This is a genomic window from Cellvibrio sp. UBA7671 (genome assembly GCA_002483145.1).
GTDB lineage: Bacteria > Pseudomonadota > Gammaproteobacteria > Pseudomonadales > Cellvibrionaceae > Cellvibrio > Cellvibrio fibrivorans.
On sequence record DLHJ01000002.1, the window covers coordinates 458,420 to 483,760 of the forward strand.

The 25,341-nt window shown below is 47.7% G+C and carries 20 protein-coding genes; 6 read left to right on the plus strand and 14 right to left on the minus strand.

Annotated elements, in window-relative coordinates; all coding sequences use genetic code 11:
* Position 1: 1 nt before the first annotated feature.
* Together B4E62_RS02460 and B4E62_RS02465 are read right to left on the minus strand one after the other, a co-directional pair.
* On the minus strand, positions 2-3,724 hold the full coding sequence (locus B4E62_RS02460; protein WP_331350925.1) for a nitrate reductase subunit alpha: 3,723 nt from the start codon (positions 3,722-3,724) through the stop codon (positions 2-4).
* 339 nt (positions 3,725-4,063) lie between these two features.
* Positions 4,064-4,552, minus strand: a complete 489-nt coding sequence (locus B4E62_RS02465) for an HPP family protein (RefSeq protein WP_331350926.1) — start codon at positions 4,550-4,552, stop codon at positions 4,064-4,066.
* A 145-nt stretch (positions 4,553-4,697) separates the two neighbouring features.
* On the opposite strand from B4E62_RS02465, the gene B4E62_RS02470 reads away from it, so the two are divergent.
* Positions 4,698-6,569: a histidine kinase gene (locus tag B4E62_RS02470; RefSeq protein ID WP_331350927.1), complete on the plus strand. Its 1,872-nt coding sequence runs from the start codon at positions 4,698-4,700 to the stop codon at positions 6,567-6,569.
* Positions 6,570-6,576: 7 nt separating this feature from the next.
* On the opposite strand, the gene B4E62_RS02475 is transcribed toward B4E62_RS02470, so the two are convergent.
* From B4E62_RS02475 to B4E62_RS02485, 3 genes are read right to left on the minus strand one after another with little or no spacing between them, the layout of a single operon-like run.
* Positions 6,577-7,014 (minus strand): Rrf2 family transcriptional regulator, encoded by a 438-nt coding sequence (locus tag B4E62_RS02475; protein WP_331350928.1) that lies wholly within the window; start codon positions 7,012-7,014, stop codon positions 6,577-6,579.
* A 12-nt stretch (positions 7,015-7,026) separates the two neighbouring features.
* Positions 7,027-8,211: an NnrS family protein gene (locus B4E62_RS02480; RefSeq protein WP_331350929.1), complete on the minus strand. Its 1,185-nt coding sequence runs from the start codon at positions 8,209-8,211 to the stop codon at positions 7,027-7,029.
* The gene (locus B4E62_RS02485) at positions 8,204-8,689 is read right to left on the minus strand and encodes a YbaN family protein (RefSeq protein ID WP_331350930.1); all 486 of its coding nucleotides are present in this window, start codon (positions 8,687-8,689) and stop codon (positions 8,204-8,206) included. Before B4E62_RS02485 ends, B4E62_RS02480 begins: the two co-directional genes overlap by 8 nt.
* A 180-nt stretch (positions 8,690-8,869) precedes the next feature.
* On the opposite strand from B4E62_RS02485, the gene ytfE reads away from it, so the two are divergent.
* From ytfE to gdhA, 4 genes are all read left to right on the plus strand, one after another.
* Complete coding sequence (gene ytfE / locus B4E62_RS02490) at positions 8,870-9,550, plus strand: iron-sulfur cluster repair protein YtfE (RefSeq protein ID WP_331350931.1); 681 nt, start codon at positions 8,870-8,872, stop codon at positions 9,548-9,550.
* Complete coding sequence (locus B4E62_RS02495) at positions 9,543-11,873, plus strand: nitric-oxide reductase large subunit (protein WP_331350932.1); 2,331 nt, start codon at positions 9,543-9,545, stop codon at positions 11,871-11,873. Before ytfE ends, B4E62_RS02495 begins: the two co-directional genes overlap by 8 nt.
* A gap of 133 nt (positions 11,874-12,006) precedes the next feature.
* The gene (gene azu, locus B4E62_RS02500; RefSeq protein WP_261948482.1) at positions 12,007-12,453 is read left to right on the plus strand and encodes an azurin; all 447 of its coding nucleotides are present in this window, start codon (positions 12,007-12,009) and stop codon (positions 12,451-12,453) included.
* Positions 12,454-12,568: 115 nt separating this feature from the next.
* A complete protein-coding gene (gene gdhA, locus B4E62_RS02505) occupies positions 12,569-13,915 on the plus strand; it encodes an NADP-specific glutamate dehydrogenase (RefSeq protein WP_331350933.1) in 1,347 nt (448 codons plus the stop codon).
* Positions 13,916-14,019: 104 nt separating this feature from the next.
* On the opposite strand, the gene pta is transcribed toward gdhA, so the two are convergent.
* From pta to B4E62_RS02540, 7 genes are read right to left on the minus strand one after another with little or no spacing between them, the layout of a single operon-like run.
* Entirely contained in the window at positions 14,020-16,146 is a 2,127-nt protein-coding gene (gene pta, locus B4E62_RS02510) for a phosphate acetyltransferase (RefSeq protein WP_331350934.1), read from the minus strand.
* A 21-nt stretch (positions 16,147-16,167) separates the two neighbouring features.
* The gene (locus tag B4E62_RS02515; RefSeq protein WP_331350935.1) at positions 16,168-17,352 is read right to left on the minus strand and encodes an acetate kinase; all 1,185 of its coding nucleotides are present in this window, start codon (positions 17,350-17,352) and stop codon (positions 16,168-16,170) included.
* Between the two features lie 54 nt (positions 17,353-17,406).
* Entirely contained in the window at positions 17,407-19,437 is a 2,031-nt protein-coding gene (locus B4E62_RS02520; protein ID WP_331350936.1) for a nitric oxide reductase activation protein NorD, read from the minus strand.
* An 11-nt stretch (positions 19,438-19,448) separates the two neighbouring features.
* Positions 19,449-20,264 carry a CbbQ/NirQ/NorQ/GpvN family protein gene (locus B4E62_RS02525; protein WP_331350937.1) on the minus strand — a complete coding sequence of 272 codons (816 nt, stop codon included), beginning with the start codon at positions 20,262-20,264 and terminating at the stop codon, positions 19,449-19,451.
* The gene (locus B4E62_RS02530; protein WP_331350938.1) at positions 20,261-21,628 is read right to left on the minus strand and encodes a cbb3-type cytochrome c oxidase subunit I; all 1,368 of its coding nucleotides are present in this window, start codon (positions 21,626-21,628) and stop codon (positions 20,261-20,263) included. The genes B4E62_RS02525 and B4E62_RS02530 overlap by 4 nt, the downstream gene beginning before the upstream one ends.
* Positions 21,629-21,648: 20 nt before the next feature.
* The gene (locus tag B4E62_RS02535) at positions 21,649-22,500 is read right to left on the minus strand and encodes a c-type cytochrome (protein WP_331350939.1); all 852 of its coding nucleotides are present in this window, start codon (positions 22,498-22,500) and stop codon (positions 21,649-21,651) included.
* A 12-nt stretch (positions 22,501-22,512) separates the two neighbouring features.
* Positions 22,513-22,638, minus strand: a complete 126-nt coding sequence (locus tag B4E62_RS02540) for a hypothetical protein (protein WP_331350940.1) — start codon at positions 22,636-22,638, stop codon at positions 22,513-22,515.
* Between the two features lie 661 nt (positions 22,639-23,299).
* On the opposite strand from B4E62_RS02540, the gene azu (B4E62_RS02545) reads away from it, so the two are divergent.
* Positions 23,300-23,746 carry an azurin gene (gene azu / locus B4E62_RS02545; RefSeq protein ID WP_331350941.1) on the plus strand — a complete coding sequence of 149 codons (447 nt, stop codon included), beginning with the start codon at positions 23,300-23,302 and terminating at the stop codon, positions 23,744-23,746.
* A 426-nt stretch (positions 23,747-24,172) separates the two neighbouring features.
* On the opposite strand, the gene B4E62_RS02550 is transcribed toward azu (B4E62_RS02545), so the two are convergent.
* Both B4E62_RS02550 and B4E62_RS02555 read right to left on the minus strand, forming a co-directional pair.
* A complete protein-coding gene (locus B4E62_RS02550; RefSeq protein WP_331350942.1) occupies positions 24,173-24,844 on the minus strand; it encodes a NapC/NirT family cytochrome c in 672 nt (223 codons plus the stop codon).
* Positions 24,845-24,847: 3 nt separating this feature from the next.
* Complete coding sequence (locus B4E62_RS02555) at positions 24,848-25,336, minus strand: nitrate reductase cytochrome c-type subunit (protein ID WP_331350943.1); 489 nt, start codon at positions 25,334-25,336, stop codon at positions 24,848-24,850.
* Between the last annotated feature and the right edge of the window lie 5 nt (positions 25,337-25,341).

Sequence of the window (25,341 nt, forward strand, 5' to 3'; positions counted from 1 at the left end):
GTTAAGGTGTATCTAACCAATCCACTTCTTTCATTTTTCTCACCACCACAAACTCATCGCGGTTGCAGCCAACGGTTCCGTAATAATTAAAACCGTAAGCCTGTTGCGCGTAGCCACCAATCATGTGAGTTGGTTTCATAATCGCGCGCGTTACCGAGTTGTGCATACCGCCGCGGGTTTTAGTGAGTGATGAGCCGGGCATATTTATAATGCGCTCCTGAGCGTGGTACATCATGCCCATGCCCTGCGGCACACGTTGCGACACTACGGCGCGCGCAGAAATCGCACCATTTACGTTAAAAATATCGATCCAATCGTTGTCCTCAATGCCTGCCGCTTTTGCATCGATTTCGCTCATCCACACAATCGGGCCGCCGCGCGATAGGGTCAGCATTAACAAATTGTCGCTATACGTACTGTGAATGCCCCATTTTTGATGCGGAGTAATCCAGTTCAAAATAATTTCTTTGTTGCCGTTTGGTGTACGGTTCATCACTGGGTCAATCGTTTTTAAATTGACCGGCGGTTTGTAACAGCACAACTGCTCGCCAAAATCGCGCATCCATTCATGGTCCTGATAAAACTGCTGGCGGCCAGTGATGGTGCGCCATGGAATTAACTCGTGAACATTGGTGTAGCCCGCGTTGTAAGAGACGTGTTCATCTTCAAGACCCGACCAGGTGGGTGCTGAAATAATTTTGCGCGGCTGGGCAACAATATCGTGGAAGCGAATTTTTTCATCTTCTTTGGATTTGGCTAAATGGGTGTGATCGCGCCCGGTAATTTTTGACAGTGCTTCCCAAGCCTTTACCGCTACGTGGCCGTTTGTTTCAGGCGCTAGCGATAAGATAACTTCGCAGGCATCAATCGCCGTCTCAATTTTCGGCCGACCTTGGTGTGCACCGGCTTCGGTATGGGTGCGATTTAATTTACCGAGAAATTCTACTTCCTCTTTGGTGTCCCATTTAATGCCTTTGCCACCGTTGCCGAGTGATTCCAGCAGTGGACCAAGTGAGGTGAAACGTTTATACGTGTTTGGGTAATCGCGCTCTACCACCACCATATTAGGCATGGTCAGACCCGGAATGGCTTCGCATTCACCTTTCCACCAAGCCTTAACGCCGTAAGGTTGTGCGAGTTCATCCGGCGAATCGTGCATCATCGGTTGAGTAACAAAATCTTGCTCTACACCTAAATGTCCATTGCACAGTTCCGAGAATTTTTCGGCGATTCCTTTAAAAATATCCCAGTCACTCCGCGACTCCCATACCGGGTCAATGGCTTTGGTGAGCGGATGAATAAACGGATGCATATCCGAGGTATTCATGTCGTCTTTTTCATACCAGGTGGCGGTAGGCAAAACGATATCGGAATACAAGCAGGTAGTAGACATTCTGAAATCGAGCGTTACTAACAAATCCACTTTGCCGACTGCGCCTTCTTGATGCCATTTCACATCTTCCGGTTTTTTCCCATCAGCGCCCAAATCTTTACCGAGTAAACCGTGTTTGGTACCCAGCAAATGATGCAGCATATATTCGTGGCCTTTGCCACTGGAGCCCAATAAATTCGAGCGCCAGATAAATAAGTTGCGCGGAAAATTTTGCGGTGCATCCGGGTCTTGGCAAGCGAATTCAATTGCGCCCGTTTTTAATTGTTCGACAACATATTCCTTTGGTGCTTTACCGGCTGCTTTTGCGGCGGCAACAATGTGCAAGGGATTAGTGCCGAGCTGTGGGGCAGAGGGTAGCCAACCCATACGCTCAGCGCGGGTATTAAAATCAATTATGCTACCGCTCCATTTTTCTTTGTTAGCGAGTGGTGAAACCACTTCACTCATGTCAAGTTTTTCGTAGCGCCACTGGCTGGCATGGTTATAAAAAAATGAAGTGCCGTTCATTTGACGGGAAGGGCGCTGCCAATCCAAACCGAAAGCGAGTGGCAGCCAACCATTTTGTGGGCGCAATTTTTCTTGCCCTACGTAGTGTGCCCAACCGCCGCCACTTTGACCTACGCAGCCGCACATCATGAGCATGTTAATCAGGCTGCGGTAATTCATATCCATGTTGTACCAGTGGTTGAGTGCAGCTCCTACAATCACCATTGAGCGACCGTGGGTTTTGTCAGCGGTGCGCGCAAACTCGCGTGCAACACGAATGACATCGGCGCGCGGTACACCGGTAATTTTTTCTTGCCATGCGGGAGTGTAGGGCGCGTCATCATCAAATGATTTGGCGACATTTGAGTCGCCTAGCCCGTTATCTACTCCATAGTGAGCAACCATTAAATCAAATACGCTGGCAACCCACGCGCTTTCGCCATTGGCCAGTATCACTTTGCGTGCAGGCACTTTATGCAATTGAATATCACTGTGATCGGTGTGATGAAAGTAATTGTATTCATGTTCGTTGCCGCCAAAATAAGGAAAAGCGACATCCAGAATTTCATCGCAATTATTTTTTAGCGATAAGAGTACATCTGCATCGGCCCCGGTTTTTCCATCGCGCTGTTCAAGATTCCATTTTCCACTTTGCCCCCAGCGATAGCCGATGGAGCCATTAGGGCTGATTAATTCTTGCGTGTGTGAATTAATGGCGATGGTTTTCCAGTCGGGGTTATTTTCTTGTCCGAGATTGTCTACCAAATCCGCTGCACGCAAAAAACGCCCTTGGGTCAAATGCTGGCCATGTGGCTCCAGCATGACCAACATGGGCATATCGGTATATTGTTTTACGTAATTGGTGAAATAGTTACTGGGGTTGTCGATATGGAATTCTTTTAAAATGACATGACCAAAGGCCATCCCCAGTGCCGCATCAGTACCTTGTTTTGGCGATAACCAGGTGTCACCAAATTTGGATGCTTCGGAATAGTCAGAGGTAATGACGCAGGTTTTGGTGCCTTTGTAGCGAACTTCGGATAAGAAGTGGGCGTCCGGTGTGCGTGTTTGAGGAACATTAGAACCCCACACAATAATGTAATTGGAGTTATACCAATCGGCAGATTCGGGTACGTCTGTTTGCTCGCCCCACACTTGTGGTGATGACGGGGGCAAATCGCAATACCAATCGTAAAAACTTAAACAGTTGCCTCCAATCAAGGATAAATAACGTGAACCTGCAGCGTAGGACACCATCGACATGGCGGGAATAGGTGAGAACCCGTTGATGCGATCAGGGCCATAGGTTTTGGCGGTGTAAACATTAGAGGCCGCAATAATTTCATTCACTTCGCCCCAGTGCGCGCGTACAAATCCGCCCAATCCGCGCCGTGATTTATATTTTTTTGCTCTTGCTTCATCTTCAACAATGGAAGCCCAGGCTTGTACGGGGTCGCAATATTCCTGACGCGCTTCACGCCACAGTTCGATTAATGCCTGGCGCACTTTTGGGTATTTCAAACGATTGGCGCTGTAAATATACCAAGAGTAACTTGCACCCCGTGGGCAACCGCGTGGTTCATGATTAGGTAAGTCGGGGCGGGTGCGTGGGTAATCCGTCTGCTGGGTTTCCCAGGTGATCAAGCCGTCTTTCACGTAAATTTTCCAGCTACAAGAACCGGTGCAATTTACACCGTGTGTTGAGCGCACAATTTTATCGTGCTGCCAACGCTGACGATAACCTTGTTCCCAAGAGCGATCTTCATCGGTGGTAACACCATGCCCATCAGCGAAGGGTTCTTGACGTTTTTTAAAAAAACGTAATTTGTCGAGTAGATGACTCATTCTTTGACAGCTCCTAAAAGTGTGCGCGTTAATCCATTACTAACACAACGGCGTTATGCTAATGGCGCGCTTTCGGTTCACGGTTGACCCATGAATATTGCGCCATTCATGCACTACCTGCCAGTGAGTGAAAAGTGCAGGAAAACCGTTCATCTACCACTAAAGGAGTATTTGTATTTGTTAGCTAAACTAATGAATTTATTGAGTTTTTAATTGTTGTGGGCAATTCATATGAGGCTAAAAAATAAGCCTCAGTACAGAAGGGGTACTCCAATAAAAAGGCCGCCCCATAATGCTGGTAGCGGCCCGGATAAATCGGCACAGAAAATACAAAAAAAATTAACTCTGATTGAGCGCGGCGAGCACATCCATAGCGGTAATAACACCGACCACTTTATTGTTGTCAGTTACAAAAACGCGGTGTATGTGCTGGTCAAGAAGTATCTTCGCCACTGACTTTATTGATTCGCCCTGGTCAATAGCAATCACCTCATGATTCATAATTTGATGAACGGTACAATTTTTATCGGCATCCTTTACCCATGATCGCAGCACTTCCTCATTTATTTCCTGACCGCAACTATCCCGATAGTGGTTGCGCAAGGCATTACCTTTGTCGCGCTCGTTGAGACTATTGAATTTAAAAACATCGCTTACGCTGACCACGCCAACTAATTCGTGATCTGAGGCTATGACGGGAGCGGCAGAAATTTTACGGTTAATAAAAAAGTCTGCTAATCGGCTGATAGTCCAGCCCTCATAAGCGGTTAATAAGGTGTTGCTCATAATATCTTTGGCGCAAGAGCCGCTAGTGTTGGTAGTATTCATAATGAAGCCTCTTGTTGTTAGATTAGCGCTAGGTAATAGAGCTTATCGGCTAAAAAAACCTTTTTAGCAATTTCTCTGAATGGCTAGAGAGGTGTAAAAAAATACCTCCAAATGGGTATTTATCTTTTTTATATGAAGCTGTCTTATGAACTCACTTGTACCTAAATCTTCCATTATTGTTCGCGTCAGTGTGGCACTTGCCGGAATTGTTATCTTAGGCATGAGTACGATGTTGATTTCCTATTGGTTGTCAGAGCGTGCTGAAAACGATTCCCTGGCCATTAATGTCGCTGGCTCCTTGCGTATGCAAAGTTATCGTTTGGGCTTGCTGGCATTGGATGAAACGCCTGATGCGGCGCAATGGATATCTGCACAACAGAAAATTGATGAAACCTGGAGTAACCCGGTATTCATTCCTTTTTTACATGAGAAACCAACAATCAGTGAGTTATACACCCGCGCAGCTGACAACTGGCGCATACATTTATTGCCGGCATTTAACCAGGTTAAAAACAAACAAAGTTCTTTAACCGATCAACAATTGCAAACTCTATTGGACGAACACATTCAGTTGTTGGATGCACTAGTGCAAACCATTCAACAGGATGCAGAACAGAAGGTGCGTAGTTTTCGTTTGGTACAGATCATCGCGCTATTCGCTACGTTGTTGGTATCAGCATTAGTGATGTATTCGCTGAGAGTCAAAGTAGAACAGCCACTCAATCAATTGACGGCGATGGCCAAACGAATTTCCCAAGGTGATTTCAACCATCAAATACCTGTAGTTAGCCAAGATGAATTGGGTGTTCTTGCCAGTACGTTTAATCTCATGAGCCGCTCAATCGCCAATAGTTATGATCATCTGGAACAGCAAGTGGATGAAAAAACCCGGGAGTTGCAACAGTCCAATAACGCGCTGCAGTTTTTATATGAAACCGCCAAGTTCATTATTGAACACAACCCACAGGGCATTAATTACGATGAAATAATTTCCCGTTTAGGGAAAACTATCAACGTGTCGAACCTCGAATTATGTTTAATGACCACTGAGGGCAATAGCCCTTATCTGCAAATAAAACCGGCGAGTGAAATTAATGCCGAGCTGTGCAAAAAGCAGAACTGTTCTAAATGTTTATCTAGTCGAGGAGTCGTAGAAAAAACAGATGGAACTGCTATTTATCGTTTTCAATTAACCCGTAATGACCGGCATTATGGGTTGATCGTTTGCCGTGTGGATGAACAAAAGTTATTGTCGCCTTGGCAAGAGCAGCTAATCCAATCCGCTACTGACCAATTGGCGATTGGTATGAGCTTAAAAACCGATGAAGACCAATCGCGCCGTTTGGCTGTGTTACAAGAGCGCAATGCTATTGCACGCGAATTGCATGATTCTCTCGCACAGGCGCTATCCTACTTAAAAATTCAGGTAACACGCCTCAATAAAGCCATTGATCGCGAAGATAAAATCACTATGGAGGATGTGGCGGGTGAGCTGCGCGAAGGGTTAAATAGCGCGTACCGTCAATTACGTGAGTTATTAACAACGTTCCGTTTAAAAATTGATGGCAGCGGTTTAAAGGTTGCGCTTGAATCCAGTATAGAGCAGTTACGTGCGCAGAATTCGATGAATATTCATCTTGATTTTGCCTTAAGTAATATTCCCCTCACGCCCAATGAGGAAATTCATTTACTGCAAATTATTCGAGAAGCTAGTCAAAACTCTATCAATCACAGTGGAGGAAAAAATTTGGATATCCGCTTGTGGCAAAGTGCAGATCAAGCGATCAGTTTAACCATCGCGGATGATGGTAGCGGCCTTCCGGGGTCGCCGGAAAAAATTAATCACTATGGGTTGGCCATCATGAAAGAGCGCGCTAAACATTTGGGGGGCGAGCTGATGTTGTCCAATCAATCCTCTGGTGGTGTTTTGGTGAGCTTTGAATTCATTCCTGATTTTATAAAAATTCGCCAAAAAAGCGGGATCATCACTTCCGATATATTTAACGACTTGGCGTAAGCATGAATTAACTGATACCCAATAACTTAATTAATGCAGGTTGTTTTTGTTTTGGTAGTAGATCGGCCAGAGTGTATTGATCGAGCACGTTAAAAAAAGCTTCCAATGCCGCCGCAAATACACTTTTAAGGTGGCATGCGGGTGTGATGGTACAGCCCTGAGCGCCCGTGAAGCACTCTACTATTGCTAGATCCTGCTCAGTGTCACGCACTAGCTTACCGATATTAATATCGCCAGCGCGGCCATTTAAGCGCAGCCCGCCATTCTTCCCCCGCACCGCAATTAAATAGCCTTTGGCGTTGAGTTCTTGAACCACTTTCATTAAATGGTTTTTTGAAATGTCATAGCTCTCTGCAATTTCGCCAATAGTAGAAATTTCTTCACCCTTGAGCGCTACGTACATGAGTACACGCAGTGAATAATCGGTATAACGGGTTATGTGCATAGATTTCTCTTCTTATCCGGGGCGGCCATCTGCGCGTGGGCGAGTGAGTATTGGCCAATAAATCAAGGTAAATGTGGCAAAGGCGAGCGACCAGCCTGTGGCGGCCACTAGCAATCCTACGCGGTAATCCAGTAGTTGTAATGCGGCTAATACACGAGCCAATGCCGCTAGTGTAATAGCCACGTAAATCGCTATTGCAAACCGGGGTAGGGTGAGTGTGCGGCCGGTGTGCCCAAGGGCTACACGGGTCATTACTCCTAGAATCAGAGTTCCCATGGCGCCTACTCCCAGTGCATGTTGCCAAGCGGTAGGGGCGGCGAGATTAAAGGCTGCGGCGCTCTTGAGCAAGAGCGCGACAACAATCCAGCCATAGCCGAGGTGGAGAATCCACAACAGCGGTTCCCGTGCAGTGCGCCAACCTGACCAGCCGATCAAACGTAAGGCATTGAGTGCACCTGCAATTAAGGCGACTGCGCCGGTTAGCCAAGAAGTGCCAGTGAAAAAGTCGGCGGGAATTAACAACAGTGTGGCGAGGAGTGCAGCGCGATCCAGAGCAGCGAATGATTTTACGCACTCAATTTGAATGCCTTGATTACGCAGCCAGTTGATCGTAAAGAGCGGAAAAATTCGGCCACCAATCACTATCATCATCAGGGTAATTAAACCCAGTGCCACTAATTCACCACGCCGTAACCATTGTGGGTCACTCGTGATAAATCCGATATGCATCATTACATTAGCGAGGCTCAGCAACAGCAAAATTGCCGCAATGGGTAAATTGCGTTTATTGCCATGCCGCAATAATACGCGGGTCATATAGATAGCCATCACTGGCATAAATAATAAATCAACCGCTGCTGCTATACCCACTGGCCACCAGCTTGCTGTCCACATGGCAACGCGGCCTGCGAACCAGATTATTATCAGCGCGAGTAATGCTTTGCCGTGTAACGGCGCTGCACCGGTCCAGTTGCATACTGCCGTCAACAAAAAACCGGCGATAGCCAGTGGAATCAAACCAAATAACATTTCATGGCTGTGCCAGTGTACCGGCGACCATCCCAATGGCAGTGAAAGTCCGCCAAACAAAAAGCTCATCCAGGCAATAACAGTAATAACTCCATAAACACCCGTGAGCAAAAAGAATGGGCGGAAAGGATGCGCAAGAATCGATTGTGATTGAAAAAAATTACTCATGAAAAACCTCTGGATCGGCATAGGCGCGAATATCACTGTAAATCTTGCATCCTTTGTACATGATGATGTTGTCGGGAGCTATGCAATCTTCATCTTGTGGTGAGGGGCGAGTGAAAATAAAGGCACCAATCAGGGCAAATAAACAGAAGACGACACTGAGAGTTGCCCAGTGAAACCCAAGAAGTATTAATAGCAGCCAGCTGGAAGCAAGCATCAATATTGCCAACCGTTTAGCAGAGGAGGGAATTGCCCGCTCTTGTTGCCATGCGCGCAACGGCTTACTTAACCCTGGGTGAGTTGTTAACCATTGGTGTAAGCGCGGTGAACTCTTTGCAGCAGACCATGCTGACAATAATAGAAACGGAGTAGTTGGCAGTAGTGGAGTCACTATGCCAACCACACCGATCAGCAATGATAAGCATGCAAGCGTGAGGTAACCGGCTTTTACAGGCTGCGACAGTGTGGAGTGGGCAGGCATTCTCAGTTCCTCTTTCATCTATAGCGCGAAGTGGACGGTAATAAAATCTTTACCTTTAAACATGTATTCATTTTACATCTTTATAAGATGCATTTACAATGCATCTTAACGAGGTTATTTGGCAGAGTTGCCGGGTTCCCTTTAATTACCGTCGTTTTATTGCAGCCGGAGAGTGACATTATGACTATTACCGACCAAAGTCTTGGCCAACTTGCACGGAGTATTCCGGGGGCCACCGCGATTTTTCATAAACACCAATTGGACTTTTGTTGCGGCGGAAAGAAAAGCTTGCGCGATGCAGCAAGTGAACGCGATCTGAACTTGGATGCACTTGCTGGTGAGTTACAGGTGCTGCAATCGCAGCAACCAAGGGAACAAGAATGGGTAAATGTGCCGAACATTGAATTGATCGAACATATACTCACGCGGTATCACGATGTGCATCGTCAACAACTTCCGGAACTGATTCGCCTTGCCCAGCGAGTGGAGTTGGTTCATGGCGGGCATACCGAGTGCCCTGCAGGTTTGGCGCAACTTTTGGAAACCATGTTGCAAGAGCTGGAAAACCACATGCAGAAGGAGGAGCAAATTCTGTTTCCGATGATTAGCCGTGGCATTACTGGTATGGCTGTCCAACCCATTGCGATGATGCGCCGCGAACACGACGATCACGGGGCTGCACTCGCGGATATTGCTCACATCACGCACGGTATTGTTATACCCAAGGGGGCATGTAATACCTGGCGCGCACTCTACCTGGGGTTAGAAACTTTAAAGGCGGATCTGATGGATCATATTCATCTTGAAAACAATATTTTATTTGATCGTATTGATGGTGCTCTGGAGGTGAGTCATGGGTGAGTATCGCAAGCTGTGGTTTATTTTGATTGGCGTACTCGCCGTTACCTTTTCACTGCTCGGTTATTTTGGCACCGAGGTTTATCGCAATGCACCACCAATCCCAGCACAGGTTGTCAGTGACGGTGGTGAGGTATTGATGACTCACGATTCCATTCTGGATGGGCAAACCGCGTGGCAATCGGTTGGCGGCATGCAACTGGGGTCGATCTGGGGGCACGGTGCTTATCAGGCGCCGGACTGGACGGCTGATTGGTTGCATCGCGAACTGATAAATTGGCTCGAACTGGCTGCGCAAGACGTTTTTGGTAAAGCCTATGCTGACTTGGATGGCGCGCAACAGAACGCGCTGCAGTACGATTTAAAAGTGGCCTACCGCACAAACACATATAACGCTGATAATGATCAGGTGGTGCTTTCACCGCGCCGTGTTCAGGCGATTGCACAAACTGCTGATTATTATCAGCGGTTATTCAGTGATGCCCCAGAGCTACAAAAAACGCGTGAAAATTATGCGATGAAAGAAAACACGCTGCCTGACCCTGAGCGACGCGAACGCATGGCAGAGTTTTTCTTTTGGACCGCATGGGCGGCATCTACCGAGCGCACATCGGGCGAAGCGACTTACACTAATAATTGGCCCCATGAACCGCTGATCGACAATAGACCCACAGCGGAAAATATTGTGTGGTCAATTGCCAGCGTTGTGTTGTTAGTTTTTGGTGTAGGCGCTCTGGTATGGGCATGGGCGTTTCTGCGCAAAGAAAATGAGGAGGAGACAGTTGCACCAGATGTCGATCCGATTACAACCTTTGCTGTCACGCCTTCGCAACGCGCATTGGGAAAATATTTATTTGTTGTTGTCGCACTCTTTACCTTTCAGGTTTTCCTGGGCGGGTTCACCGCGCATTACACCGTGGAGGGGCAAACGTTTTACGGTATTAATGTGTCTGAGTGGTTTCCTTATTCGTTGGTGCGTACCTGGCACATTCAGGCAGCCATGTTTTGGATTGCCACGGGTTTTCTCGCAGCTGGATTATTCCTCGCGCCCATTATTAACGGCGGTAAAGATCCTAAGTATCAAAAGCTAGGGGTGGATATTCTCTTTTGGGCGTTGATTGCGGTGGTGGTGGGTTCGTTTATCGGTAATTTCCTTGCCATCGCGCACATCATACCGACCAATCTAAGTTTTTGGTTTGGTCACCAAGGTTATGAGTACGTTGATTTGGGCAGGGTGTGGCAAATAGGAAAGTTTATTGGAATTTTACTCTGGTTGTTTTTGATGATGCGAGGCATTACATCGGCGTTAAGACAGCCTGGAGATAAAAATTTATTAGCCTTGCTAACTGCTTCTGTTGTCGCCATCGGATTATTTTACGGTGCCGGTTTGTTCTACGGTGAACGCACACATCTCTCTGTAATGGAGTATTGGCGCTGGTGGGTTGTGCATCTTTGGGTTGAAGGTTTTTTTGAAGTTTTTGCAACCGCTGCACTCGCGTTTATCTTCTGCAGCATGGGGTTGGTATCGCGGCCAATGGCAACGGCGGCCACACTTGCGTCGGCATCGTTATTTATGTTGGGCGGCGTGCCTGGCACTTTCCATCACCTGTATTTTTCTGGCACCACCACACCGGTGATGGCCGTGGGTGCAACCTTCAGTGCGCTCGAGGTCGTGCCGCTTGTAGTGTTGGGTTACGAAGCGTGGGAAAACTGGCGTTTGAAAAATCGCGCGCTCTGGATGCAACAAATAAAATGGCCCTTGACCTTCTTTGTAGCGGTTGCATTTTGGAACATGCTCGGTGCGGGTGTGCTTGGATTCATGATTAACCCGCCAATCGCGCTTTACTACGTGCAAGGTTTAAATACTACACCGACACATGCCCATGCGGCTTTGTTCGGCGTGTATGGATTCCTGGCGCTGGGCTTCTCGTTGTTAATCCTTCGCTATATTCGCCCGCAATTAGTGTTTAGCGATAAATTAATGAAGGTGGCATTTTGGTGGATGAACATAGGTTTGGCGCTAATGCTTTTCACCAGTTTGTTACCGGTTGGGATTATTCAGTTTGTCGCGAGCGCCTCCGAGGGGCTGTGGTACGCGCGTAGTGAATCGTTTATGCAATCAGATTTGCTCGTGACCTTGCGCTGGGTTCGTACATTTGGTGACGTCGTATTTATCGTGGGTGCTTTAGCGGTAACTTGGCAGGTTGTGAAGGGCTTGTATGAACGCAATACGCCGACTGGTGTCAATGTAATTAATCCATTAACCGATGCTACCCCTGAAGAAAAGGTTTGTTGTGGCAGTTGTGGGGGCAGTAGTCACCCGTAAAACAAGCTGCGGATGAATTTCGCTCTGGTTAGTCGTAAAAGTGTTTTCGAAACCAACGTAGTAATAAACGTTTTTTGAGAACCCATTAGCAGGGTTCTCAAAGACATTTTTCAATCCATGTGGAAATTTAATTATGAACATAAAATACCTGATACCCGTTATGTTTTCTGCCTTTGCAATGCAAGCGCTGGCAGATGATTGTAATGTTACCGTCGATAGTAACGATGCAATGAAGTTCGACAAAAGTGAAATTGTGATAGATAAATCGTGCAAAGAGTTTACGGTTAACCTTACGCATTCCGGAAAAATTGCCAAAAACGTAATGGGTCATAATATTGTAATCACCACCACTGAGGATGCGCGTGCTGTTGCGAATGATGGAATAGCGGCTGGTTTAAATAATCAATACGTCAAACCTGAAGATGAACGTGTAGTTGCCTTCACCGACATTATTGGCGGCGGGGAAAAAACGTCGGTTACCTTTAAAGTGGATAAATTAAAAACTGACAAAGCTTACACTTTCTTTTGCTCGTTCCCGGGGCATATTGCTCTGATGAAAGGCACCGTCACGTTGAAGTAGTCGTTATGGAAAATATACTGCTCCATCTTTTGTCACTGAAGTAAATATAAACCGGTTTTAAAGAGCAGTTTGACGTTAAACATTATCCGTCGTACATAACCTGGTGGAGTCGTTCATGAAAAAAATAGAGCAAAGTCTGGAAAAAATAATTGACCATGTGGTGAGGCATAATCAAGGAGAGAACGAATTTCATCAGGCAGTAAAGGAGGTTATTGAAACTCTCGGCCCGGTGCTGCGCAAACATCCTGAATATGCTGACCAGAAAATTATCGAACGGATCTGTGAGCCGGAGCGCCAGATAATTTTTAGGGTTCCTTGGATGGATGATCGTGAGGAAGTGCAAATCAATCGCGGATTTCGTGTGGGATTTAACAGTGCGTTAGGGCCTTACAAAGGCGGTCTGCGTTTTCATCCGTCAGTCTATTTAGGGATCATAAAATTTCTTGGATTTGAGCAAACGTTTAAAAATGCTTTGTCAGGTATGCCAATTGGCGGCGCAAAAGGTGGTGCGGATTTTGACCCAAAAGGAAAATCAGACAATGAAGTGATGCGCTTTTGCCAAAGTTATATGACAGAGTTATATCGTCATATTGGAGAAATGACCGACGTGCCCGCCGGTGATATCGGTGTAGGCGCACGCGAAATAGGTTACTTGTTTGGTCAATACAAACGCATTACCAATCGATATGAGTCTGGAGTGCTCACCGGTAAAAGCCCACAGTTGGGCGGGGCGCTCGTCCGTCGGGAAGCCACGGGTTATGGCGCAGTGTTCTTTGCGCAAGAGATGTTAAAGGTGCGCGGAAAATCGCTCGAAGGAAAGACGTGTATTGTATCCGGTTCTGGTAACGTTGCTATTTATGCAATAGAAAAACTTAACCAACTCGGCGCGCGAGTAGTCGCGTGTTCTGACTCCGGCGGTGTTGTTTATGATAAACGTGGTTTAAATTTGGATTCCGTTAAACAGATAAAAGAGGTGCAACGTAAACGCATTTCCGAATATCAACAGTTACATCCAGAAGCCGAATATCACCCGGATGGTGTAATTTGGAATATCCCTTGTGATTTTGCATTTCCTTGCGCGACGCAGAATGAAATGGATAAAACTTCCGCAAGAACATTACTTGAAAATGGGTGCATTGGCGTTTCTGAAGGCGCGAACATGCCGGTTACGCCGGAAGGTATTAAGCTATTTCTGGACGCCGGTATTGCTTACGGGCCAGGTAAAGCGGCCAACGCTGGCGGTGTAGCAACTTCAGCGCTGGAGATGCAACAAAATGCTATTCGCGATGCCTGGTCGTTTGACTATACAGAGGAACGGCTACAAAAAATTATGACGAATATCCATACCAATTGTTTCGAAACAGCTGAGGAATATGGGGTGCCAGGGAACTATGTGGTAGGAGCAAATATCGTCGGCTTTAAACGAATTGCGGAGGCAATGTTGGCGTTTGGGCTGATCTAGCAAAAATAGTTTATCGCCAAGATTGATTTAGCTTCTTCAATACTTTAATGGAAAATAAACACTCGACGGTGAATGTTAAATTCCCAATTCTTGATGCAAAAAAACTAATGTTGAGCTTGAATCGCCGTGAGTGCGATGGTGTAGACGATGTCTTCTACCAGCGCGCCACGGCTCAAGTCATTCACCGGTTTATTCAAACCTTGCAGCATGGGGCCGATACTGACGACGTTCGCAGAGCGTTGCACCGCTTTGTAGGTGGTATTGCCGGTATTTAAATCCGGAAAAATATACACCGTGGCTTTACCTGCGACCATACTGTCGGGCGCCTTTTGGCTGGCAACAGCGGCGACACTCGCGGCGTCGTATTGCAATGGGCCATCAATCAGTAAATCCGGCCGTCGGGCTTTGGCCAGGCGTGTTGCTTCGCGAACTTTATCCACATCTATTCCCGCACCACTGGTGCCCGTACTGTAGCTGATCATAGCGATGCGCGGCTCTATGCCAAACGCCCGCGCTGAATCGCCGGACTGGATGGCAATGTCGGCAAGTTCCTCGGCATTCGGGTCCGGATTCACCGCGCAGTCGCCGTACACCAACACTTGTTCGGGCAGGCACATAAAAAATATCGAGGATACCAAGCGGCAATCGGGTCGTGGCTTGATCAATTGCAGGGCGGGGCGGATGGTATTGGCGGTGGTATGAATAGCGCCGGACACCAGTCCATCCACTTCATCGAGCGCCAACATCATGGTGCCGAGTACGACCGTATCTTCCAGCATTTCCAGCGCGGCTTCGCGGGTAAGACCTTTGTGGCCGCGTCGGTTCAGAAGCGGGGCGACATATTTTTCGATCTCCTCCTCTGGCTGCAATATCGTGAGGCTGGCAGGCAATACCAGCGACAAACTCTCTGCAATGCGCTGGATATTATCCCGATTGCCCAGTAAAACCGGCTTGGCGATGCCCTTTTGGGCGCAAATGATAGCGGCCTGGATGGTGCGGATCTCCTCTCCCTCGGGCAGCACAATGCGTTTCAAGTCCCGCCCGGCGCGCTGCACCAGTTGGTGCCGGAATGCCGCTGGCGACAAGCGCGTCGCTTTCACCCGTTGGGTGCGCGCCAGTATCGGCGGCATCAGGATGTTCTCCGACACGCCACGGATAACCTGCTCAATTCGCTGCGCATCGTCGGCGGGCACATCCAGGTTCAGGCGTTCCAGTTTTTGTGCAGTGCGATAGGTATCGCTATCGCACAGAATGATCGGTAAACCAGTATCCAGCGCGACCTGGCATAACTGCATGAGCTTTTTGTCCGGCGTGTAACCGCCGGTTAACAGGATCCCGGCCAGTTGCACGCCGTTTAATACAGCGAGGCATGCCACCAGCAAAATGTCTTCACGGTCTCCCGGTGTGACCACCAAGGTGCCAGCTTTCAGGGTGTCCAGCATGTTATTCACGCGGCGCGCGCACACTGTTACTTCATTTACGCGCCGATTGAAATCTGCCTTGTCGTTGAGCGATCTGCAATTAAGCCGGCGGGATACATCCCCTACGCGCGGCGCTAGGAACGAAGGTTCGAAATATACCTGTCCGAGAAAAGCGACCTTGCCGTTCGCGAAGATTTGCAACCCAGACAAATCCTCCTTTATCTGGGCGAGAGTCTGTGTTCCGTCATCGCCGGTCATCAATGCTGAGAGAGGATCTTGCGGAGCGCCCACTTTGTTCAATATGCAACCCACCACGCGCTCATCATCGCCAGTGCGATAAAAGTTGGCAGTGACACCGATTTGCTGGCTTAACTCCGCATCGCTCAGTTGATTTTTAGCGGCGACCAGCACAATGTCGCTGTCTAACGCGTTGGCGATCTGGATATTCAGGCGTTGGATAAACGGGCTATTGGCTTGCGGTACCAACCCCTCAACCACGAGGATATCGACGCCCTCGCCGCAGCGTTGGCAGAGACTAACCACATCTTCCAACAGCTGTTCCACTTCGCCCGTCGCTAACCGGCTTTGGGCGTAATCGAGATTTAATGGTTGCTCGGGGATGCGGCCTAGAATGTGACCCGCAAATAATAGCGAGGGGTCTTGCTCGGTAGTTGTACCGCTGTGTTGGGCGATGGGCTTACAGAATCCGACGTTAAGACCTTGCTGATCCATGGCCCTTACCAGTCCCAGACAGACCGAAGTCAACCCAGTCCCAAAACCGGTGGGTGCTACAAAAAACACCTGCTTCATATTCCTGACCCTCTGGTCGGATTAAATGCTGGAAAAGGTAGCGCGAGCGATCATAAGCTCTTCTTGGGTAGGGATCACCAGCAGCGGAATTCGGCTCTGCGGGTTGCTGATGACACCGCGCGGGTCGCCATTTTCTTGATTGAGCTCATCAGAAAGTGAAACCCCAAGATTTTTCAGCAGCGCCGCTACCCGAGCGCGGACGGGGCGGGCGTTTTCCCCGATGCCGCCGGTAAAAACGATTGCATCCAGTCGTTCAAGTGCCACGCTGTAGGCAGCAATATACTTTGCTAGCCGGTAACAAAATACCTCAATCGCGGTGGTGGCCGCCGCATCGCCCGTGCTCGCCAGTTCGCAAAGGCTACGCATATCGTTGCTTTGGTTGGATAACCCCAACAACCCGCTGCGTTTGTTGAGCATGTCCATAATGTCTTCCAGTGACATGCCGCAGGTGTTGTGCAGATATTGCAAAACGCCTGCGTCTATATCGCCACTGCGCGTACCCATGACCAACCCCTCCAGCGGCGTTAGCCCCATAGAAGTATCCATACTTTTGCCATTCGCCACAGCGCAGACACTAGCTCCGTTACCCAAGTGCGCTACGATCACGCCGCTGTCTTCGGGGTCGAGCTGAAGGCGTTTGATTGTCTCGCCCGACACATACTCATGGCTGGTGCCGTGGAAACCGTAGCGACGAACCCCATGCTGCTCATAGAGGGCGATGGGTACGGCGTAAAGGAAGGCTTTTGGGGGCATGGTTTGGTGGAACGCTGTGTCGAACACCGCCACCTGCGGTAAATGTGGGCAGGCCTCCCGTGCGCCGAGAATGCCGATAAGGTGAGCGGGGTTATGAAGCGGCGCGAGTGGCTCGCACGCGCGGATTTTTGCAATCACCTCCTCGGTGATGAGTGTTGGCTGGTTAAAAAACTCCCCGCCGTGAACCACTCTATGACCGATTGCGATAATGTCTTGCATCAGTTTACGTTCGGACAATTTGTCGAATACAGCGGCCAGCGCCTGATGGTGATCAATTCCAGGCATCGTCTGTGGTTCGCGTTGCCCCGTAGCGGTTTTAAACGTGATCTTCGCTGCCTCACCACCTAATTGTTCTGCCAGGCCTTCAAAGACAGCGCGGTCTGCGCTGTGATCGACCACAGAAAATTTCAAAGACGAACTGCCTGAATTCAACACCAATATCAAACCGCTCATTTATTTCCTCATTTGAATTCGTAATCTTTATCGCGTTGTTGATCGATAAACAATTTAATTAACCAGCAGGCGTTTCATCCATTCCAACAAGGCTCTTGGTAGTTGTTCCGGATGGGGCAGAAGCGCATAGTGATGCGCGCCAAAAATGTGCGGAAGATAGTTTCCTGCTTGTCGGTCAATGGTTAAACAAAAAGGTTGTATTCCCTGGTTTTTCGCTTCGATGACTGCTTGGCGCGTATCTTCAATGCCGTAACGCCCCTCATAATCATCGTTATCGTTAGGTTTTCCATCCGACAATACAATTAGCAAACGGTGCGAAGCGGGCATGCGCATTAGTTCAGCCGTGGCGTGACGGAATGCTGCGCCCACACGGGTAAATCGTTCTGGTTGTAATCCGCTGATGCGTAATGCTACATCGTTGCTAAAGTTTTCGTTTGCGTATTTTACTTCGCGCACCGCAACCGATTGTGGGCCTTCTCCTGAAAACGCCAGAATGTTGTATGGCTCACCCAAGCTTTGCAATGCAATAGCAACTAGCAACAATGCTTCGCGCTCAACATCAATGACACGGCGATTATTGGCGATCCACGAATCCGTAGAGCCGCTAACGTCCACTAACAGACATAGAGTGATATTTTTTTCCGCAACGCGGCGGGTTTGGTACAGCGCCTGGTTTAGCGAATCGCCCGCGCGAAAATCGGTATAGCTCGTAACGTATGCATCCAAATCAATTTCTTCACCATCCATTTGTTGCCGATAAAGTACCTTGCGCGCGCGCAACAGTTCAAACTGTTTTTGTATTGAGTAGATTAGTGGTTGATATTGTTTCATAGTCTCATCAACCCACTGCTGGGAGCCGGAAGTCACTGCACCCACACATACGCGTGCGCCCGGATGTCGGTAAGTTTCCTGCTTATAATCCCACTCGGGATAACTGAGTTCGCTTTGTAGTTCCTGTATCGATTGCTTCAGTTGTGAGCGTTTTTCGGTCGGGTTATCTGATAACAATATTTCTTTAGATTGGCCGGGTGTTGAAACCAAACGTGCTTCGGCCAATTCGGAGACTAAATCCGCGTACTCTTCTGCTGCCGCATCTTCGTCGCGATCAACTGGACGCTGTAAACCCATTGGATCTTCTGCCTTTGGGTGCGATTCGTCGCCTTGTACCATCCAGGCATCATCCTGTTTCTTTTTCTTATCCTCATCGTCTTGCGCGGCGCGAACCTCTGGGCTGCGTGGTAGGCGCGCGACCAGCGGATTTTTTTCCGTTTCGGTATTTTCCCTTTCCAATAGTTCGAGCGCGGCAATGTTATTCGGTGCACGTAACTCACCCGTCCACACATCTTTTACCAGCGGCGCGATGCCATAAACGCGCACGGAATAATCCGGCGCGAGGTGCATGAGCTGTGGTAGCAATTCATTCACGCGCTCTTGGGAAGCGGTGGGCGATTCACATGCGAAACCATTTTCTGCAACGCCGCAGGTTTGGGTTAACAAATTGCGGTAGAAAATTTCCAACGGGCGCCGCGGCGGTGAAAAAGTAGAAAGCGCGGGGCGATCCTGCAATGCCTTTTGACGAACGCGATTAAGCTCAGGAATGCTTCCGGGGAAATGCCGCGCGAGTTCTTCATCTGCCGAAAAACTTTCGAGCAAAAGAAAAGCATCACGACCGAGAGGATTAGAAAAATGTGCGATGCTTGCAGCACTATTGCGCATTGCGCGTATCGCTTGTTGAAGAGCCAGCGTACGCATCCATTGCTGTGCGCGCACATTGTCGGCGAAGGGCGACTGCATCGGCAACCAAATGTTTTGGCCATCGTTAGCGGGTATTGCTTGTGTACGCCAAGGCGCTGGCGTCTGACGAAATACGCGGGCGAGTAATGTTGGTGGTGTGGGTGGTTGTGCGATGCGAATTAAAAAATGTTTTCCAGTTGCGGAGAGAATAAATAATTCAAGTCGATGAACGATATCGGTCAATACCAATGGTACGGCTTGTTCCGGTGGTCGATTATTTTGCCATAACTTGCGCGCGTAGACGGTTGCATGTCGCGCGGCATCAATTATTAAATCTTCTGGTTCGGCCACAGCCTCACGCCTTAAATAAAAATAGCATCAACAAGATCGTTCATCGCGCCGACTAAGGTTTCATCGTCCGATAAAGGTGCGATAATCGCTGCTTTACAAGCAGTGCGAATCTCAACTCCGCCAGTAAATAATAAGGCGGCTGCAATTAATAAACGTGTGCTGGGCACTTCTGCCAAACCGCGATCGTGCAATGTACGAATACGTTGCGCGAGGCCAACCAAAGCATGTGCAATTGCACGCTCCACCTTGCTTTCGCTCTCAACAATAGCTACTTCTTTATCAAATGCGGGATAACCCAGCTCCATAGCCACAAAGCGTTGACGCGTACTCGGTTTTAAATCCTTAAGCATGCGTTGGTAACCGGGATTGTAGGAGATCACCAATTGAAAACCAGGCGCTGCCGTCAACAACTCGCCAGTTTTATCAATGGGTAACATTCGGCGGTGATCAGTGAGTGAATGCAAAACTACAATTGTGTCCTGCCGTGCTTCGACAACTTCATCCAAGTAACAAATGGCACCTTCGCGTACCGCGCGCGCGAGTGGACCGTCTTGCCACACAGTTCCATCGTGGCGAATTAAATAACGGCCGATTAAATCATTTGCGGAGAGATCATCGTGGCAAGCTACCGTAATTAATGGGCGATCCAGCCTCCATGCCATGTATTCCACTAACCGGGTCTTGCCGCACCCGGTTGGGCCTTTCAACATCACTGCCAGTGATTGTTTATGGCATTGGGTGAAAATATTTACCTCTTCACCGCATGACAAATAAAACGGTTCTTTATTGTGATGTAAAAGCGGTACTAGCGGTTCGCTCACGGTCATGCATTGCTCCGCGCATCGACGACATTCAATTGCGGTTCGTCATCGGATATAAAACGCGGCGCATAACGGAAGAAATCGTAAATGAATAATGCAACACCTATGGTAAATATCGATGCTGTCGCGATTAGCATAAGAAAGTGAACTTGAATTTTTAATTGCGCATCCAAGTAACCCATACCCATGATCCGCTCTAAATAGACTTGGCCAATGCCTGCCGTCGCGAAAGACAATGTCATTCCAAACATACCGGTGATTTGCATCCAGAAGGCCCAGTAGCCGAGACTGCTGCCACTCTCAGGGCGGTTGCGTGTCAGCGACGGAGCCGCGTAAGTAATCATCGCCAACACAATCATTACGTAGGCCCCGTAAAACGCGGCATGGCCATGCATGGCAGTGATGAGCGTGCCGTGAGTCCATTTGTTTACGCTTGGCCAAGTGTGGGCAAGCCCTAATAAGCCCGCGCCAAACAACGTGAAGAGCGCGCTACCTATTGTCCAGTGCAATGCTAATTTATTGGGATGCCCAAGCCCTGCGCGGCGAATCGCCCCATACGCGTAAATGCTCATTGCAACGAGCGCCGCAGGTTCGAGGGCGCTGAAGAACCCGCCGATAGGCAACCAATAACTAGGTACACCAACCCAGTAATAATGATGCGCAGTGCCAAGTATGCCGGCGATAAATACCAATCCTACGATGACATAGAGCCATTTTTCCATGACCTCCCGATCTGCACCGGACAGGCGGATGAGTAGATAGGCCATAAAGGCAGCCATGATCATCATCCACACACCTTCCACCCAAAGATGAATGGTCCACCAGCGATAAAAAATCGATACCGTGTAATTTTCGTAATGCAAAAGGGCAGGTAGAAATAAGACAGCTGAACTGAATAGGCCGAGGAGCAGTACGCCTTCAGTGGTGGTGAACCGGCCGGATTTTTTAATGGTCATGCTAATGTTGTAAAGAAATATGAGCATGCAAATCACAATAACAATTTTGTGCGGTAATGGTTGCTCCAACAATTTATTGCCGGTGCCGTAGCGAAATAGATAGCCGATGACTGCGGTCACTCCCATGAGTGTCCATAAAACCAGTTGAACGTAAGCAAGTTTGGTGCTGTGTAATTCAGTACGGGATTCGTCGGGCACCATCCAATAGGTTGCGCCCATAAATCCGGTCAAAACCCATACGATGAGTAAGTTGGTATGAATTACTTTTGTTACATCAAACGGCAAAATATATAACAGTGGATCAGGGCCCAAATATTTTGCCGCAGAAAGTAGACCAAACACGAGTTGTAAACCGAACAGGGTCATTGCCACGGCAAAATACCAGTAAGCAACTGATTGGGATTTATATTGCATCGTTATTCTCCATTGCAGGCTTATTTAAACGTGGCCAAATAAGCAACCAAATTATCGAGCTGCTCGGCAGTGAGAGTCTCTTCATAGCCAATGGGCATGAAGGATGCTCCGTTAGCGGAATACATATCGCCAGCAACTAAATGGTTACTCGGCGCGATGATGGACTCGCGAATATAGCCTTCGACATCTGTCGCGTTGCCTTTATAAAGCGCCGAGCCAACCAGCTCCGCCGCGCGCGTTGCAATCCCTGCGAGTGTTGGACCCGCCATATTTGCGCCGGGCGCCGTGGAGTGGCAAGCATTGCACGCCGGCGTGGCGGTACGAAATACATGTTCACCTTGAGCGCGTGGGTCATCTGCAGCGGTCACTGGGCGGATCGCTGCTGCAGCCGTGCCCTCACCTGATGCAACGGCCCCCACTGAATCACTGCCGGGAATAAAACCACCGGTCACCAAAATCGGCCGTGGCGGCCAGCCTTGGTTATCAACCTTGCTAACCCAATCCAGAAAGGCAATTAGGTCGGTAATTTCTTCTTCACTTAAATTTTGTTTCGGCATTAATCGACGATGTTTATTTTCGTCATAAAACTTTGAAGGGTCACGCATGTAAGCTTGCAAATAAGCCGCACCGCGATGTTGTGTGATTTTGGTGAGATCAGGAGCGTAATAGGCACCTTCACCGAACAGCGTATGGCAATTTATGCAGTTATATTTATGCCAAACGTCTTTTCCGTGTGTGACTTGCGGCGTGATATTTTCCGCATTGGTCAGTTCATCAAATTTACTGTGGCTGTGCAAGGTAAGGCCGAGGAAAATTAATACCGAAAGTCCAGTCCCGGCGATGGCGAACATTCTCGCTTGGCGATTATTCATAATTACTGCCCCCTAGACACCAATCCCGCCCCAATACAAAACCGAAATGGAAAAGGCATAAAATATTGCCGCAGCCATTCCCAATAACACGACAAAACTCAGTATTTTTATCGGCCCATAAAATGTTTTATGTTGCATATAACTTCACTCCTTAGTAAAGCGATTTTATATAACCTAGCATAGAGCGTATATATTGCAATCTTTAAAAGCCTTCATGCGCCAGTTTTGAAAAGTTATTAAAAATTATAATTTTGATAGTTGATATGGAAATAAGAACAAGGCTGTCTATTGCTAATCGATTGCATCTAATTGATGAAGTGCATTCTTAAATATTTTCGAATGCCCCTTTAGAGAAACCATTAACCACCAATAATTCCCAAGGCTTAGTTGCTCCTGTTTGTTGCTGATTTAAATTGTGATCCCTACCGCCCACTTTGGACAGTTAACTAACTAACATACATTTCTTGCCTCGAAGCGCTCCCGGCTAATATTCGCGGTGGGGGATCATATGTGCGCAGGTGTTTTTCCAAATTAGCCAAAGCAAATAATTTTACATCAGTAAAGTAGATTGATTATTGCAAATGCTTTGCAACACGAGGCGCCAGTTACTCTAAAAACAATTGAATAATGGGTTCGTTGGGTAGAATACGCTAACAATCTGCATACAACTCCTTGTATCATGATAAGATTCATATAGAATGTATCTTTTCAAGAGAGGCGGCATCTGAGACTAGAAGTAAAGGGTGGCTACCCAACCTTTAGCGAGACAAATTCATTACTATTTACAGAGAGAAATGCCATGAAAATGAAAGGTTTAATGTCGCTGTTTTTCGTTATTGCTATCCCGGCTTTCGCTAACGACTGTAGCGTAAGTATCGAAAGCACTGACGCCATGAAATATGACAAGAATGAAATTGTAGTAAAAAAATCGTGTAAAGAATTTACGGTTAATCTTTCCCATTCTGGAAAATTGCCAAAAAATGTGATGGGGCATAACGTCGTTATCACGAAGGAATCGGATGCTCGCGCAGTCGCTAGTGATGCAGCGGTCGCTGGGCCAGATAACCATTATGTTAAGCCGGAGGACACTCGGGTTATCGCTTTTACAACGCTCATTGGTGGTGGTGAGAAAACATCAGTAACATTTAATGTTGATAAATTGAAAGCGGGTGAAGCTTACTCATTTTTTTGCTCTTTTCCAGGTCACATAAGTCTGATGAAAGGTACCCTCTCAGTCGGCTCCTAGCGGAGCCGTGACTTAAAGTGTGCTATTAGGCTTTTAACGCAAGTAACAAAGTTCAAATTATTGTAGTGGCATCTTTAACGTGAGAATTCTGCAAATATATGTTTAGTTAGGTGGTGGGGATGAGTCCTTCTGTGATGCTTAAAACAGCCCATGCGAGTATGGTGATAACTTTCATGCTTTGCGTATGTGCTTTGTATGCAATATTCGGATTGGAATCGATGTTAAGTATTCCGCTATTAATTTTTCTGCACATATTTTTTGTGCTTAACGCAACGATTTTCAAAGTTAGTTATGTCGTACGGCTTAACGCACTCAAGCATTTGGGGCGGCCTGTGCATTAGATTCGGATACTATTCCTAAAATGCACAAGTTCGAGAAAATTTATAGCGCATGAGGTATTACGTTATTGAAATCAGAGTGACTAAATTAATCTGGTTGTGAAGCAATTTCCGTTGCTATGTACGCTACCCAAGGTTCATATCTCTGTTCTATTTTCCAATGCCACTTTTCGCTAATCATGGGAACACCTTGCATATCGGGTAAATGGTGCGCGATACCTTTGTGGCAATCGATACAGGTTTTTTCACCGCTGGCAAGCAGAGTGGAGTGCATCGCTTGGGCTCGGGGTGATTGTAGAGTGAAGTCCATGGATTCTAATTGATGGCAGTTCCGGCACTCTAATGAATCGTTCGCTTTCAGGCGCGCCCACTCGCGCTCAGCTAGTTCACGACGCATCGCTAAAAACTTATCGCGAGTATTAATAGTGCCAAAGACTTTCCCCCAAACTTCCTTGGACGCCTGCATTTTACGCGCTATTTTATAGGTCCAATCATGGGGGACGTGACAATCTGAGCAAACGGCGCGTACACCTGACCGGTTAGTGTAATGAATCGTTGAAGTCAGCTCCTCGTAGACATTGGTTTTCATTTCATGACAACCGATACAAAATGTTTCGGTGTTTGTATACTCTAAAGCCGTGTTAAAACCGCCCCAAAAAATAATGCCGGCAACAAACCCGCCCAAACTTAAGGTTCCTATTCCAATGTAAGCGGAAGGCCTTTTGAACCTTTTCCAATAATCCTTAATAAGTTTTATCATGAATTATTCTCCGCGAGTTTGGAGTAAGGTATCGATGCTTTTGAAATCATTTGGACGCGCTGGCTTTACATCAGCCTGCGGCACATGACATTGCAAACAAAAATATCGACGTGGCGATACCGCCGCCAGTACTTGACCATCGCGGTCATAAAAGTGCGTCACACTGACCATTGGAGCGCCGGTTTGAGGGCTGGCGCTACGACTATGGCAAGTCAAGCACATATTAAAATTGTTATCGATTTGATAATTACGAGTACTATGAGGAATAGTTGGTGGCTGTTCCGGATAATTGCGATGGCTTGGTTCGGCGCTGATTTTGTCAAGAGCAATTTTGGGTGCGGGTAATTCTTGATTCAGTGTTCCTCCTGGCCGGATTCCATCTGGTGCGGAAGCATCCAATTGCGAAACAGTAGGGTCTGCATTTTGCGCATAAGAATGGATCACAGTTATACACATCGTACTGATTAGGCAAATAAGCAGAGTAGTTTTCATCGATT

Bases quoted from the DNA above. Each gene is read 5' to 3' on its own strand.
- B4E62_RS02460 (WP_331350925.1), bottom strand. From the start codon at position 3,724: ATGAGTCATCTACTCGACAAATTACGTTTTTTTAAAAAACGTCAAGAA.
- B4E62_RS02465 (WP_331350926.1), bottom strand. From the start codon at position 4,552: ATGAATACTACCAACACTAGCGGCTCTTGCGCCAAAGATATTATGAGC.
- B4E62_RS02470 (WP_331350927.1), top strand. From the start codon at position 4,698: ATGAACTCACTTGTACCTAAATCTTCCATTATTGTTCGCGTCAGTGTG.
- B4E62_RS02475 (WP_331350928.1), bottom strand. From the start codon at position 7,014: ATGCACATAACCCGTTATACCGATTATTCACTGCGTGTACTCATGTAC.
- B4E62_RS02480 (WP_331350929.1), bottom strand. From the start codon at position 8,211: ATGAGTAATTTTTTTCAATCACAATCGATTCTTGCGCATCCTTTCCGC.
- B4E62_RS02485 (WP_331350930.1), bottom strand. From the start codon at position 8,689: ATGCCTGCCCACTCCACACTGTCGCAGCCTGTAAAAGCCGGTTACCTC.
- ytfE (WP_331350931.1), top strand. From the start codon at position 8,870: ATGACTATTACCGACCAAAGTCTTGGCCAACTTGCACGGAGTATTCCG.
- B4E62_RS02495 (WP_331350932.1), top strand. From the start codon at position 9,543: ATGGGTGAGTATCGCAAGCTGTGGTTTATTTTGATTGGCGTACTCGCC.
- azu (WP_261948482.1), top strand. From the start codon at position 12,007: ATGAACATAAAATACCTGATACCCGTTATGTTTTCTGCCTTTGCAATG.
- gdhA (WP_331350933.1), top strand. From the start codon at position 12,569: ATGAAAAAAATAGAGCAAAGTCTGGAAAAAATAATTGACCATGTGGTG.
- pta (WP_331350934.1), bottom strand. From the start codon at position 16,146: ATGAAGCAGGTGTTTTTTGTAGCACCCACCGGTTTTGGGACTGGGTTG.
- B4E62_RS02515 (WP_331350935.1), bottom strand. From the start codon at position 17,352: ATGAGCGGTTTGATATTGGTGTTGAATTCAGGCAGTTCGTCTTTGAAA.
- B4E62_RS02525 (WP_331350937.1), bottom strand. From the start codon at position 20,264: ATGACCGTGAGCGAACCGCTAGTACCGCTTTTACATCACAATAAAGAA.
- B4E62_RS02530 (WP_331350938.1), bottom strand. From the start codon at position 21,628: ATGCAATATAAATCCCAATCAGTTGCTTACTGGTATTTTGCCGTGGCA.
- B4E62_RS02535 (WP_331350939.1), bottom strand. From the start codon at position 22,500: ATGAATAATCGCCAAGCGAGAATGTTCGCCATCGCCGGGACTGGACTT.
- B4E62_RS02540 (WP_331350940.1), bottom strand. From the start codon at position 22,638: ATGCAACATAAAACATTTTATGGGCCGATAAAAATACTGAGTTTTGTC.
- azu (WP_331350941.1), top strand. From the start codon at position 23,300: ATGAAAATGAAAGGTTTAATGTCGCTGTTTTTCGTTATTGCTATCCCG.
- B4E62_RS02550 (WP_331350942.1), bottom strand. From the start codon at position 24,844: ATGATAAAACTTATTAAGGATTATTGGAAAAGGTTCAAAAGGCCTTCC.
- B4E62_RS02555 (WP_331350943.1), bottom strand. From the start codon at position 25,336: ATGAAAACTACTCTGCTTATTTGCCTAATCAGTACGATGTGTATAACT.